This window comes from Thiovibrio sp. Mzg5, assembly GCF_055379285.1.
This window is the reverse complement of sequence record NZ_AP022872.1, coordinates 2,206,656-2,220,163: the sequence shown is the minus strand read 5'-3', so window position 1 is coordinate 2,220,163 and position 13,508 is coordinate 2,206,656. Positions and strand designations below refer to the sequence as shown.

11 protein-coding genes are annotated in these 13,508 nt (G+C 56.3%); 3 read left to right on the top strand and 8 right to left on the bottom strand.

Annotation, left to right across the window (positions count from 1 at the left end; translation table 11 throughout):
- The first annotated feature begins 79 nt into the window (after positions 1-79).
- Positions 80-1,212 (top strand): IS3 family transposase gene (locus ACZ46D_RS10240; RefSeq protein WP_464926980.1). Its coding sequence is split into 2 segments (ribosomal slippage): positions 80-332 and positions 332-1,212, totalling 1,134 coding nucleotides; the frame shifts between segments, so codons are not numbered across the junction.
- A gap of 336 nt (positions 1,213-1,548) precedes the next feature.
- On the opposite strand, the gene ACZ46D_RS10235 is transcribed toward ACZ46D_RS10240, so the two are convergent.
- The 7 genes from ACZ46D_RS10235 to ACZ46D_RS10205 all read right to left on the bottom strand — a co-directional run bounded on the left by ACZ46D_RS10235 (position 1,549) and on the right by ACZ46D_RS10205 (position 9,401).
- A complete protein-coding gene (locus tag ACZ46D_RS10235) occupies positions 1,549-2,334 on the bottom strand; it encodes a transporter (RefSeq protein WP_464927336.1) in 786 nt (261 codons plus the stop codon).
- Between the two features lie 93 nt (positions 2,335-2,427).
- Positions 2,428-3,180 (bottom strand): hypothetical protein, encoded by a 753-nt coding sequence (locus ACZ46D_RS10230; protein WP_464927335.1) that lies wholly within the window; start codon positions 3,178-3,180, stop codon positions 2,428-2,430.
- Positions 3,181-3,278: 98 nt separating this feature from the next.
- Complete coding sequence (locus ACZ46D_RS10225; protein ID WP_464927334.1) at positions 3,279-3,902, bottom strand: site-2 protease family protein; 624 nt, start codon at positions 3,900-3,902, stop codon at positions 3,279-3,281.
- Positions 3,903-3,909: 7 nt separating this feature from the next.
- Positions 3,910-6,549 carry a CBS domain-containing protein gene (locus ACZ46D_RS10220; RefSeq protein WP_464927333.1) on the bottom strand — a complete coding sequence of 880 codons (2,640 nt, stop codon included), beginning with the start codon at positions 6,547-6,549 and terminating at the stop codon, positions 3,910-3,912.
- A gap of 100 nt (positions 6,550-6,649) precedes the next feature.
- On the bottom strand, positions 6,650-7,642 hold the full coding sequence (gene xerD, locus ACZ46D_RS10215; RefSeq protein WP_464927332.1) for a site-specific tyrosine recombinase XerD: 993 nt from the start codon (positions 7,640-7,642) through the stop codon (positions 6,650-6,652).
- Positions 7,643-7,675: 33 nt separating this feature from the next.
- Positions 7,676-7,867 carry a 30S ribosomal protein S21 gene (gene rpsU / locus ACZ46D_RS10210; RefSeq protein ID WP_464929282.1) on the bottom strand — a complete coding sequence of 64 codons (192 nt, stop codon included), beginning with the start codon at positions 7,865-7,867 and terminating at the stop codon, positions 7,676-7,678.
- Positions 7,868-8,000: 133 nt separating this feature from the next.
- Positions 8,001-9,401, bottom strand: coding sequence for an FAD-binding oxidoreductase (locus ACZ46D_RS10205; RefSeq protein WP_464927331.1), 1,401 nt, complete (start codon positions 9,399-9,401; stop codon positions 8,001-8,003).
- Positions 9,402-9,706: 305 nt separating this feature from the next.
- Here ACZ46D_RS10205 and ACZ46D_RS10200 point away from each other — a divergent pair, with 305 nt between their 5' ends.
- Both ACZ46D_RS10200 and ACZ46D_RS10195 read left to right on the top strand, forming a co-directional pair.
- On the top strand, positions 9,707-10,642 hold the full coding sequence (locus tag ACZ46D_RS10200) for a D-alanine--D-alanine ligase family protein (protein WP_464927330.1): 936 nt from the start codon (positions 9,707-9,709) through the stop codon (positions 10,640-10,642).
- A gap of 112 nt (positions 10,643-10,754) precedes the next feature.
- A complete protein-coding gene (locus ACZ46D_RS10195; RefSeq protein WP_464927329.1) occupies positions 10,755-12,167 on the top strand; it encodes a GGDEF domain-containing response regulator in 1,413 nt (470 codons plus the stop codon).
- Between the two features lie 49 nt (positions 12,168-12,216).
- Here the strand turns inward: ACZ46D_RS10195 and serS are convergent, their stop codons facing one another.
- A complete protein-coding gene (gene serS / locus ACZ46D_RS10190) occupies positions 12,217-13,482 on the bottom strand; it encodes a serine--tRNA ligase (protein ID WP_464927328.1) in 1,266 nt (421 codons plus the stop codon).
- Positions 13,483-13,508: the final 26 nt, after the last annotated feature.

The window sequence follows — 13,508 nt, the reverse complement described above, 5'->3', positions numbered from 1 at the left end:
TGATGTTGACCTTGCCCCTAAAAACTGAGCCATTGCGAAGTTAGTGATTTCGGTCTAGAACCTCACCGAGGAGACGGACATGAAATCGAAACGATTCAGCGAAGAACAGATTATAAGCATACTGAAACAGGCCCAGGCGGGGATGAAAATCGTAGATCTCTGCCGTCAACACGGGATCAGCGATGTGACTTTTTACAACTGGCGCAGCAAGTATGGCGGGATGGAGGTTTCAGAGGCCAAACGGCTGAAGACGCTTGAAAAGGAAAACAAACAGCTCAAACAAATGCTTGCTGACGCAATGCTTGAAAACCGGGCGATCAAGGACGTTCTCTCAAAAAAGTGGTAACGCCTGTCGCTCGGCGGAACGTGGTGATCTATCTACAAGAGAACCATCAGTTCAGCGAACGACGGGCCTGCGATGTTGTCGGGTTGTGCCGGAGCAGTTGCCGGTACCAGGCGATACCCAAGAACGATGAAGAAATCAGGTCCCGCCTGCGAGAGCTGGCGGAACAGCGGCGCAAGTTTGGCGCTCCTCGTTTGCACACCATGTTGCTGCGGGAAGGCTATCAGATCAATCATAAGCGGACGGAACGGCTGTACCGGGAAGAAGGGCTCTCCCTTCGCTTAAAGAAGCGCAAGAAACGGACAAGCCATCTCCGGGTTGTCCTGGATCGTCCGGAACGGATCAATCAACACTGGTCCATGGATTTTGTTTCCGACAACCTTTTCAGTGGCCGCCGTTTTCGGGTATTGACTGTTGTCGATGACTTCAGCAGAGAATGTCCGGTTCTGGAGGCAGACCACTCGCTCACCGGGCAGCGAGTAAGCCGGGTGCTTGATCGTGTCGCCCTGACTCGCGGGTTGCCGGAGGTGATAACGGTGGATAACGGCCCGGAGTTTATCAGCAAAGCTCTTGATCTTTGGGCCTTTGAAAACAAGGTCAAGCTCAGGTTTATTCAGCCGGGGAAGCCGGTTCAGAACGCCTTTATCGAGAGCTTCAATGGGAAGTTCCGAGACGAATGCCTCAATGAGCATGTATTCGTCAGCCTGCACAAGGCCCAAGAAATAATTGAATTATGGCGAACGGATTATAATGTAAATCGGCCCCATAGCTCTCTGGACAACATGACCCCAGAAGAATTTTCAGCAGCCTTTAAACGGGCTCAAAAAGCCGAAATCGCTAATCGCAGACTGGAACAATCACAGGGGTAAGGTCAGCCGACATACCCATTCAGGGTTTAGTCAAATTCAAGAAGTTTGTTGGAGAAATTTTTGGGAAAATTCTTGAGAGATCAAAAATCTTCATGGGGCAATACTCTCGTCCAACAGAAATGAAGAGAGGTATCACGTACAGCTTGGGGGCAACTCTGGGGGCAACAGCAAAAGAAGCATAAGTTATAACTGTGTTATTTCAGATAGATAACTTAATAATTCGAGTGACGCCGCCCCATTTAACTATTTGATTTTATTGTATTTTTTTAGTTGTGGTTCCAACAAAAAGAGGCAGCCCGGAATTCCGGGCTGCCTCTTTTTGTTTGCCCAACGCCCCTAGAATTTCCACGTGACCCCGGCCAGTACGGTGTAGTCAGTCTCGGGATCGTTGAGACCGTATTTGATCCCGCAATCAAGGTCAAATTCCTCGGAAAGGGCATAGACTAGGCCCGCCAGGAAGAAGGCAGGGTCGGTACCAACGAGTTTGTCGGTGTTGCTTTCAACGCCGAGGTTGGCAACCGCGGTGAGCTCTTCCGTCAAGGCAACCGTGGAAGCGATGGAGGCATGCCAGATGTCCTTTTCTTCATCCAGGGTGTTCTCATTTTTGATATAGCCGAGGTTCAGATGGAAGGCCCACGGGTCCATCTCCTGTGAGGCAACGAAAAAGAGGCTATAGGTTGCCTTGCCTGCGCCCAAGCCTTTTTCATCGTTGCCCGTGGGCAGGGTGAGCCCGGGTTTGATGGCAAGGGACAAGTCCTCGTACTCAAAGAACCGCCACTTCACTTCGATGGCGGTGTCGGAGAAGCCATTTTCGCTTACGGTGCCGTCTGCGGATTTTTCCCGGGAATGGAGATAGGGAAGGTCAATAACGAGATCCACCGAGTCGCTGAGCCCATACGAGAAACATGCGTCGCCCTGCGTTGTTTTGGTGGTAACTCCTTCTTCTTTTTCATGTCCATACTCGCCGTTCATTTCCAGCTGGGCCTTGCCTGTGCCCATGGTGCCCGTGTCGTCTGTGATCAGGGGGTGGGCGGCAAAAGCGGCGGTCGAGCAGGAGAGAACGGTGAAGAACACAACAGGAATCGACAGCTGATGAACACGTGATACAGGTGGGAATTTCATTTAGTTCTCCAGGGCAGCATTAATAATTAAGGTATGTCAAACTTTATACCCGTGTTCCCCCGAAAAAACAAAACAAATTTATATTGTGGGTGTTTATCGTGCAGCCTTGCTGTCTTTCTGGGACAAAAGGTGGATCAGTTCCGCCCCGTGCTTTTCGTATGCGGCGCGAATGATGGTTTTCAACTCGCTCTTGATGCTCGTCAAGGGAGGCAGGGACTGGATAACCGGCAGATAGTGTTCCGGTGGCAGTTGCGGGGTGATATGCATTTTGGCTTCCATGTCCTGGGCCATCCCAACTTCCATGCCTCCTTCCATGCTGCCTGCCTTGTTGGGGTCGCCCAGAGTTTTAAGGAACCCCATGATGGAACCCAGATCGTTCTTCCGGTAGAAGGTCTTGATTTCTTCGTTGATTTCGTCCCGGTATTTTTTGAGTTCGGTAAATTTGGACCGGTATTCGACAACATGCACTTCAAGGCGTTCGTAGCAGTCGAATATCAGATTTTTAAAGCGCCCGGAATGGGTAAGCCCATGGATGCGCACCCCGGAAAAGACCCTTTGCCGGATGGTGTTGGATTGGGTGAGGTAGGGGTCGTAGAAAAGGTCTGGCGGCAAACCGGAAAGCGCCAGAAACCGGTGGATGAGGTCTTCGTCTTTGAGGACGATGTAGATGCGGATCAGATCAAAACTGATCCGTTTTTCCAGGATAAAGGAGTATTGCCGCGTTTTTTCGGCAAAATCGAGTTTGTCATCCTCGATGAGTTTTCTAAAACCGAAATAACGGTCTGCTATCTCCTTTTTTATCTCATAGGCAAGAACTTCATGGATATTCGGGCTGTCCGGACTCATTCAACGCACCCCTTTTGGGTCACTCGGCATTAGCGCAGCCTGCTTGCCATCCTGCAAGCAAGTGTAGCATGAAAAATGCGGCGGGACGGCAACAATTTTTAGCCCAAGATCAGCCCTTGGGCAAAGGAGATCAGGGGGTGCATGATCTTTGGGATGATGCCGGTGTAAAACAGGGCCAGCAGGATGAAAAAACCGAGGGGCTCCAGCTTGCCATAGATCCTGGCTAACTTATGGGGGAGCAGGTTGCTGAGCACCTGGCTGCCGTCCAGGGGCGGGATGGGGATCAGATTGAAGACGGCCAGCATCACGTTTATCCAGACGCTGGCGGCAATCATTTGGATGAGTGGCCAGAAGATCGCCATGGGCAGCACATTGCTGATCGGCAGGAGCAGGCGGGCGGCAAGGCCGCTGGCCACGGCCAGCAGCAGGTTGGCGGAAACCCCGGCCAGCGAGACCCAGATCATGTCCTGGCGGGGATTTTTAAAATATCGGGCATCCACCGGCACCGGTTTGGCCCAGCCGATCTTCATGATCAGGAAAGCCAGCACCCCAAGGGGGTCGAGATGCCGCAGGGGATTTAAGCTGAGCCTCCCCAAGCGCTGCGCGGTTGGGTCGCCAAGTTTGTAGGCGACGAAACCATGGGCAAATTCGTGGACCGTGAGGGCCAACAAAAACGGGGGGGCAAGGATGGCAATTTCCTGAATGAGCTTAGGGACGTTCATGGGCGGTTTATTGATCCGGGAGAGAAAAATGGTCTTTAATAAAGGCGGTTTCCGTGGCCCGGTCATGCACCAGGCCATCCAGTCGAGCATCGAGCAGGCAGCGGAGGATGGTACCATAGAGCGGGCCCGCCCGGTAGCCCATTCTTTCCAGATCGTTGCCGTCGGTTTCCGGCTTCATCTGGCTCCACTCTGTAACATAGAGGGAAATGGCTTTTTTGCCGGCTTTCTTCTTCGTAAGCCCCATGAGATGCAGGAGCCCTTCCGGGGAAAGTCCCTCGAGCAGGTGATACAGGCCGCTGGGGCTTTCCGGCATGGCGCGTTTTATGATCTGAGCAATCCGGGTAGCCGCGAGTTTTTCCCGGGCAAGAAACTGCCGGTGGCGCAGCGGCACCTCGAAGCGTTCGCAAAAAGCCGTCACTTCTCGGACAGAAAGACTGGTCATGAGGGCCAATAGGTAGACCAGCCATTGCCGGCACGGTTGGTCAAGGTAGAGGAGCCGGTGCCAGGCCAGGGCCTGCCGGGTTTCCTCCAGAACCGTGGTGAGCTTGGGGTCGATGCGGAGGGTGGGATGGAGGAACCTCAGCAGGCCGAGGTTCGCCATGCGGTTTATGGCCGGGATGGGGTTTTCCTCGGAGAGGATGCTGGTGAGTTCGTTGAAAAAACGCTGGCCGAAGAAGCGGTCGAAAAGCTCCATCTTCACCGCGTTTTTAATGAGTTTTTCCGTGTGCTTGCCGATCTTGAAGCCCATGCGCTGCTCAAAGCGGATGGCGCGGAAGATCCTGGTCGGGTCTTCGACAAAACTGAGATTGTGCAAGATTCTGATCTGCCGGTCTTTCAGGTCGTTTTGGCAGTTGAAGAAATCAACCAGGGTGCCGAAGGTGTCCGGGTTGAGGTGGATGGCCATGGCATTGATGGTGAAATCGCGGCGGTAGAGGTCCAGCTTGATGGAACTCAGCTCCACCGTGGGCATGGCGGCCGGATATTCGTAGTATTCCAGGCGGGCGGTGGCTATATCGATTTTGAGGCCATCGGGCAGCTTCACCACGGCGGTGCCGAACTTCTCGTGGGTACGCACCTTGCCGCCTAGTTTTTTGCCCAGTTTTTTGGCATAGGCCAGGCCATCGCCTTCGATGACCACATCCAGATCCAGATTTTTGATGTGCAGCAGCAGGTCGCGGACAAAACCGCCCACCGCATAGGCATGGCAGCCGGTCTCCTGCGCCACCTCCCCCAGGGTTTGCAAAAGAATGATGATCTCGCGACTCAACACCTCCGCCATCAGGCCGGTCAGGTTGCGGTTGCGGGCCGTGGAGGGTTGGTCGGTCTCGGCCAGCAACCGGCGCGGGATGTGGGCCGGATCGTTGACCAGCAGGTGGAGAAGATCGGTGCGGGTAATGACCCCCAAGACCTTGCCCTCTTCCACCACCGGGATGAAGCGTTGGCGGTGGCCGATGATGAGTTCCTGGATATCGGCCAGGGTGGCGGTGGGCGGCAGGGTGGCGAAATCGGTGGTCATGTAGTCGCTCACTGGGGAGTCGCCGAGCCCCAGGTGGATGGATTTGCCCACCACCAGTCGGGAGATGAGGCCGATGGCTTCGTGCTGTTCATTGACGATCAACAGCACCGTGATGTTGTAGCGGTTGAGCAGCTCGTCCGCCTCGTTGATCGTCAGCGTCGGCGGGCCGGAGATCACCGGCGCGGACATCAGCTCTTTGGCCAACCGCTGGGGCCGGACATGCTTGTGCAGGAGCTGGATCAGCCTTTCTTCCGCCTCGATCAGGGTGAGATCCTTGATGGTGGCCGAGGCGGCCGAGGCATGGCCGCCGCCCCCGAAATCCCGGGCAATGGCGCCGACGTTCACCTCCGGAATCCGGCTGCGGGCAATGAGATGGGTGCGGCCCCCCATGTGGGTCAGGGCGAACAGGGTGTCTAGATTTTCCATCACCATGAAGCGGCGGACGATAACGGAAAATTCATCAACATATTCGGGAAGTTCTATCTTGGCCACCACCAGATCAAGGCCGTGGATGGTGTAGGTGGTGGCGGATTTGATCAGGGCATGGAGCAGGGTAACTTCATGGCTGGTGAGTTCCTGGGCGATGAACTGGGAGATGGCGTTGAGGTTTGCGCCCTGGGCGAGCAGCCAGGCCGCCGCTTCCAGGTCTTCGGGGCTGGTGGTGTCAAAGGCGAAGGAGCCGGTGTCCTCGTAGATGGCCATGGCCATGAGCGTGGCTTCCTCCTGGGTGAGCCGGAAGCCTTTTTCCCGGAGGAGGTGGACAAAGATGGTGGTGGTGGAGCCCACCAATCGGACCTGTTCCACCGAACCGTGCAGATCGTCGGGAGTGTCGGGATGGTGGTCGTAGAGGTGGATGTCCAGGCCGGGGTTGTTTAGGCATTGGCTGAAGTCGCCGATGCGGGAGGCCTGGCGGGTGTCCACCACGATGAGGCGGCGGATTTGGTCCTGGGGGATATTTTTCAACCGCTGGAAGGTGTAGTGGTATTGCACCGATTGGGCGAGGAAATCCCGCAGATTTTTTTCCTGGGAGCCGGAAAAGGCAAGCACCGCCTCGGGGTAGAGCTTGTGCGCGGCGATCATGGAGGCCAGCCCGTCAAAATCGGCGTTTACGTGGGTGGTGATGACTTCCATATGTGGTAATGCCTCCGCAGGGTGTGTGCCCATTTCCTTTTTCAACTATAGACCATCAGGGGCGGGGTGACAATGGAAGGAGCGGATGAGGCCGGGAAAATCAGCCTCTGGGGTGGAATTTCTGGTGGGCACTCTTGAGGCGGTTGCTGTCCACATGGGTATAAATCTGGGTGGTGGCGATATCGGCATGGCCCAGCATCATCTGCACGGAGCGGAGATCCGCCCCATGTTCAAGCAGGTGGGTGGCAAAGGAGTGGCGGAGCACGTGGGGGCTGATTTTCTTGGTGATTCCGTTCAGGCGCGCGCTCTGCTGGACGATCTGCCAAAAGCGCAGGCGGGTCATGGGTTTGCCGTGGCCGGTGACAAAGAGGCAGTCGCTCGCTCTTTTTTTGAGGATTCGGGGGCGGGCATCCCGGGTGTAGACCTTGAGGTATTCGCGGGCCGCCTCGCCAAAGGGAATGAGCCGTTCCTTGGAGCCTTTGCCGAAAACCCGGACATAGCCGCCCATGAGATTGACCCCGGCCAGGGGCAGATTGACCAACTCCGAGACCCGCATGCCGGTAGCGTAGAGCAGGTGCAGCATGGCGTTATTGCGCAGGGCCAGGGAATCACCATTGGCCGGGGGGGCAAGGAGCCGGTTTACCTCGGGGATGGTGAGTACCTTGGGGAGCGGCCGACCCGGCTTGGGCAGATCCAGGATGGCGCAGGGATTAATGGCGATGCATTTTTCCGCCAGGAGAAACTTGAAAAAAGCGCGCAACGAGGAGATCCGACGGGCATTGCTTCGGTTGGAGATGCCTTGGGCATGGCAATGATCGAGATAGGCGCGGAGGTGGTTGGCGTCAATCTCGGCCAGTTGGGTGAGGCGTTTCGGGCGAAGAAAATCAAGAAAGGAGGCTAGGTCAGCCTGGTAGGCCAGGATGGTGTTGGCGGCCAGGCGGCGTTCCAGGGTGAGATACTGCAGGAACTGATCGAGGAAAGGCTCGGGAAAAAAAGACGCTCCGCCGGGTGGAGAGGAAGGAGACGGCGGCAGTGGCCGGTCCCGGTCGGAGCGTGGGCATTTATCAGCAGATTTCCCTCGTGTGTTGTTCATTTATGCAATGAGCCAACGAGGAAGAGCGGCAAGTTAGTCGCGCTCGCCGCGCATCATGAGCTTGCGGATTTTCCGTTTGGATTCTGCTTGTTTGCGACGGCGTTTGGCACTGGGTTTCTCGTAGTACTCGCGGCGTTTGAGCTCTTTTTTCATCCCATCAAGCTGCATCTTTTTCTTGAGCAGCCGAATCGCCTGTTCGATATCCCCTCTCACTTCTATTTCGATCATGATCTCTCCAGTATGCGGGTTGCAACGTCATGTTTCAGAATTTTTTAGCCAACGCCTGTTTCAGAACGAGTTGAAATGGCGCAGATTTTTAAAAAGAAACCGTTTATATAGCCGATCATTGCTCTGATTGTCAAATATTTTTTTCCGATGCGGTCTGGGGAGGAAAGATCTTGCCTGGATTGAGAATGTTGAGCGGGTCAAAGAGATTCTTGATTTGTCGCATAAGCGCCATGGTCGGCTGGTCAAGCTCCATGTCCAGATACGGTGCCTTGGTGAGGCCAACGCCGTGTTCTCCGGACAGGGTGCCGCCCAGGCGCAGCACCTCCTCAAAAAGAAGCTGCTTGGCGGTATTGGCTTGGTGCACTTCCTGCGGAATATTTTTGTCGAGCATGATATTGACGTGGATATTGCCGTCTCCGGCGTGGCCGAAGGTGAAGATGACGACCCCGAGCTCCCGGCTCAAGGTCTCGGTGCAGGAGACCAACTCCGGCAACCGGCTGCGGGGAACCACCACGTCTTCGCTCATTTTATGGGGTTTGAGGCTGAAGGCGGAAGGGGAAATGGCGCGCCGCGCTGCCCAAAGTTGCTCGGCCTCGCCGGCGCTTTCGGCGGTGCGGCTCTGGATGATCCCCGGCTGGGTCTGTAGAAACTCGGTGAGCTGGCGGGTGGCAAGGGGCACGGAATCAGACCGGCCGTCAAGCTCGATCAGGAGCAGGGCTCCCGCCTCTGCCGGGAAGGGGATGGGCAGTTTGTCCCGGACAATGGCAAGGGCGGTCCGATCCATATATTCCAGGGTGCAGGGAGTATGATGGGCGAGAATGTCCGCCACCAGACCGGTTGCCTCGACCATGGTGCGGCAGAGAACCAGGAGCGTACTGCGGGCCTCCGGAGCGGGGAGGAGCTTTACCGTGATTTGGGTGATGATGGCCAGGGTTCCTTCGGAGCCCACCAGCAACCGGGTCAGATCGTAGCCCACCACCCCCTTGGCAGTCCTGACCCCGGTATGGATGAGGCTGCCATCGGGCAGCACCGCTTCCAGGCCAAGGACATAGTCGCGGGTCACCCCATACTTCACCGCGCTCGGGCCGCCGGCGCACTCGGCGACATTGCCGCCCATGGTGCAGAATTTCAGGCTGGCCGGATCCGGCGGGTAATAGAGGCCGTGCCGACCTGCCTCGGTGCGCAGATCTCCGGTGATGACCCCTGGTTCGACTACGGCGATGTGATTGTCCAGGTCGATTTCCAGGATGCGGTTCAGGCGGCTCATGACCATGACCAGGCCGCCTGCCACGGGCAAGGCGCCGCCGGTCATGCCGGTGCCGGCGCCCCGGGGCACCACGGGAAACGGGGTCGTGGAGGCCAAGTGCATGATACGGCAGATTTCCTCGGTGGAACCGGGAAAGATCACGGCGGCGGGAGGATATTCCTGGCCGGTGCCGTCATAGGAGTAACAGGCCAGCTCTTCCGGGACCGTGGTTACCTGGTCCTGGCCGACAATCTCCCGAAGCCTGTGGATGGTGTCCTGGTTCATGGAGTGTTTTCCGCGTGGTAGGAGTTTTTCCTACAGATTGTAGGCCGTTGTTCAAGCATAACTATGCCATATGAAATATCGTGAACGGCATAAGGAGCCGTAACGAAATGGCAAGGAGTGTAGCCTCGCCGCCTGCACTACTGTCAACACCGATGGGTCTTTATTTTGTAACGGTGCCTAAAAATCCCTACAAAATAAACAGGGAAGTTATTATAAGGATACGTGTTCAGTATTCAATTCACTGCTGTGCCGCATTGGCAGCATGATTCCTTACAATTCAGTACGCAACTATTTGGAAAAAAGCTATGGAAAAGAAGATTCGTTTGGCCCTTATCGCCGGAGGCAAATCCGGAGAGCGTGAGGTGTCCCTGGCCGGGGCCAAAGAGGTGGAAAAGGCTCTTAACCGGGAAAAATATGAGGTTCGTCGCTATGATCCGGCCACGGATCTGGCCCAGTTGGCCGCAGATGCCCCAAAGATTGACGTCGCCTTTATCTTGCTGCATGGTCTTTTTGGGGAGGACGGCACCATGCAGGGTTTTCTTGATCTGCTGGGCATACCCTACCAGGGGGCTGGGGTTCTCGGCAGCGCCTTGGCCATGGACAAAAATCTGGCCAAGGTTCTCTATCAACAGGCCGGGCTCACCGTGGCCGCTTGGGAGATGGCGCAGCCGGAAGATCAGAAAAATCCTGGCCGGTTGCTTTCGCGGATTTCCTTGCCGGTGGTTATCAAGCCCATCCGCCAGGGCTCAAGCCTCGGGATGAGCCTGGCCCGGAACGAAGAGGAACTGGTCCAGGGGTTGGTCAAGGCGTTTACCTTTGACAGCGAGGTCATGGTTGAACAGTATGTGCAAGGGCGGGAGATCACCGGCGGGGTGCTGGGCAACAAAGAACTCACCGCTCTGCCCCTGGTCGAGATAATCCCCGGCGAGGGGTACGCCTTTTTTGATTATCAGGCCAAATACCAGCCGGGCGCGTCCCGGGAGGTGTGCCCGGCGGAGTTGGAGGCCAAGGTAACCGCCAGGGCGCAGGCGATCGCCCTTACCGCGCACCGGGCCTTGCATCTCAAGGGATACAGTCGGACAGACATGATCGTCGCCGGTGATGGCATCTATGTCCTTGAGACCAATACCATCCCAGGGATGACCCCGACCAGCCTGCTCCCCCAGGCCGCCGCCGCCCATGGCCTGCCTTTTCCGGCCCTGCTCGATCGGCTGATCGAGTTGGCCTTGGCCGAGAGATAATCGGGGAGTATATTTTTTGAAACAAATCGGACAGGTTTGCTATACTTTATAAAAAGGTACGATAATATCCCGGCGAGACAGTGCCGGGAAAAATCCAGACGGAGTAGCTGTCTTGACAGAGTGTGCGCAGGGAAATGCAGGACTGACCGCCCTGATTGTCGAGGATGACCATGCCGTCTGCGATATCTTGCAAAGGATCGTGGAAAGCCTGGGCTACGCGACTGTTGTCTGTAATACCGGAGCCTCGGCCCTGGCGGCTTTTGCCGCTGGTTTTCCGCATCTTGTTCTCATGGACTGGATGTTGCCAGACATGGATGGCCTGGAACTCTCCAGAACATTTTGCACCTCCGAACGGGGGAAATACCTCACCATCCTGATGATTTCCGGCAAAGACAGCCCGGAGGATATTGCCACGGCCATTTCCGCCGGGGTTCACTATTTCATGGCCAAGCCGGTTGAGCGGAAGGTGCTCGACATCTGGTTGTCCGCTGCTGCCAAGCATGTGCAGGATTGCCTGCAACGGGAAAGGGCTGATCTGGCCCTGGCTAAAATCAAAGAAGATCTGGAAGATAACAACCTGCAGCTGGAAGAGGCTCTGAGCCGGGCCAATGCCATGGCCATGGAGGCGGAGCAGGCCTATATCGAGATCAACCAGATATTCAAGACCGTTGCCGGGGGCATTCTCCTGGTGGACAAACACTGCAATCTCCTGCGCTGCAACGATTCATTTCTCAAGATGGCCGGGGTGAAACGGGAGAAGGTGCATGACCAGAAGTGCTATGAGATTTTTCATTCCTGCCTGTGCAACACCGAGCAATGCCCTTTGCAGCGGATCAGAAAAGGGGAAAAACGCATTGAAAGCGAGATAGAAAAGGAGGGTCTGGATGGGAAGACGGCCTATTACAGCATGATTTCCACGCCTTTCAAGGGGCCGTCCGGGGATCTCATCGGGGTTGTCGAGCATATCACCGATATCACCGAACGGGTCAAGGCGGAGAAGGCCCTGGCCGAAAGCGAACGCCGTTACAAGGAACTCAGTCTGGTCGATGAGTTGACCAAGCTTTTTAACAAGCGCTATTTCAACACCCAGTTACAGCTCGAGGTGGAACGGGCCAATCGACATGGCCAGCCGCTTTCCCTGCTGCTGCTCGATATCGATAATTTCAAGCATCATAATGACACTTACGGGCATGCGGACGGTGACCGGGTTCTGGCCCGGCTGGGTCAGGTGATCGCCGAGTCGCTAAGGGTCAATGATGTTCCCTGCCGCTACGGCGGAGAGGAATTCACCATCATCTTGCCGGTGACCAACGGCGAACAAGCGACCGTGGTGGCGGAACGGATCAGAACCCGTTTTGCCGGGGAGATTTTTCAACCGACCCCCCAGGAAACAGTGCGCAAAACAATCAGCATCGGCGTCACCCAATACCAGGCCGGGGAAAGCGGACAGAGTCTGCTGGAGCGCGCCGATCAGAACATGTACGAGGCCAAGCAGGGCGGCAAGAACCGGTATGTCTTGAAGTGAAGTCTCTTTGCCTAGCTGGCTGTTGAAAAATTCGTCTTCATTTCTTCTGTCAAAATCTTTTTTCAAAATAGGGCGCAAGCACCTTGGGAATGGCGATGCTGCCATCCTCCTGCTGGTAATTTTCAAAAATGGCGGCCAGGGTCCGTCCCACCGCTAAGCCGCTGCCGTTTAAGGTATGAACCAGTCCGCTTTTGCTCTGGCCCTTGGGCCGGTACCTGATTCCGCCTCGCCGCGCCTGAAACTCCCCGAAATTACTGCATGAGGATATCTCCCGGTAGGTGTTCTGGGCAGGCATCCACACCTCGATGTCGTAGGTCTTGTTGGCGGAAAAACCGAGATCCCCGCTACAGAGCTGCACCACCCGATAGGGCAGCTCCAGGAGCTGCAGCACCTCTTCCGCGTCCGCCAGCAGGCTTTCCAACTCAGCGCCGGAGGTCTCCGGGGTGGTGAATTTCACCAACTCCACCTTGTCGAACTGGTGCTGACGGATCAGCCCTCGGGTGTCGCGGCCATAGGCGCCGGCTTCGGAACGGAAGCAGGGGGTGTAGGCCGTGTACTTGATGGGCAGCTCATGCTCGGCCAGGGTTTCGTCCCGGTGCAGGTTGGTCACCGGCACCTCGGCGGTGGGGATCAGCCACAGGTCCCAGTCCTGGATGCGGAAGAGATCCGCCTCGAATTTCGGCAGCTGGCCGGTGGCGGTCATGGTCTGGGAATTGACGAGAAACGGGGGGAGGATCTCGGTGTAGCCGTGCCTCTGGGTGTGGAGATCGAGCATGAAGTTGATCAGCGCCCGCTCCAGGCGGGAAGCAAACCCCTTGAGCACGGCAAAGCGGGCCCCGGAAAGCTTGGCCGCCCGCTCAAAATCGATTGTCCCGGCAGCTTCCCCCAGCTCATGGTGCGCCTTGGCTGCAAAAGCGAATTGCGGCACCGTGCCCCAGCGTTTGATTTCCAGATTGTCCGTGTCGCTGGTGCCCCGGGGCACGGAATCGTCGCAGAGGTTGGGCAGGGTCAGGACGATGCTCTGGAGATCTTCCTCCAGAGTGACAAGCTCGTTTTCGATCTCCTTGATCCGGTCTCCCACCTGACGCATTTCGGCCATGGGGCCTTCGGCCTCTACCCCTGCTTTTTTCAGCTTGCCGATTTCCTGGGAAGCGGTCTTGCGTTTGTTGCGCAACGATTCCACCTCGGAGAGCAGGGTGCGGCGCCGAAGGTCGATGGCGGCAAAATCGTCGATGCGGGAATCGGTGATTCCCCGGAAGGCGAGTTTCTCTTTGACGAGATCCAGATTTTCTCTGATAAAACGCAATTCAAGCATGGATATCCCCTTCAGTCTGGCATGGT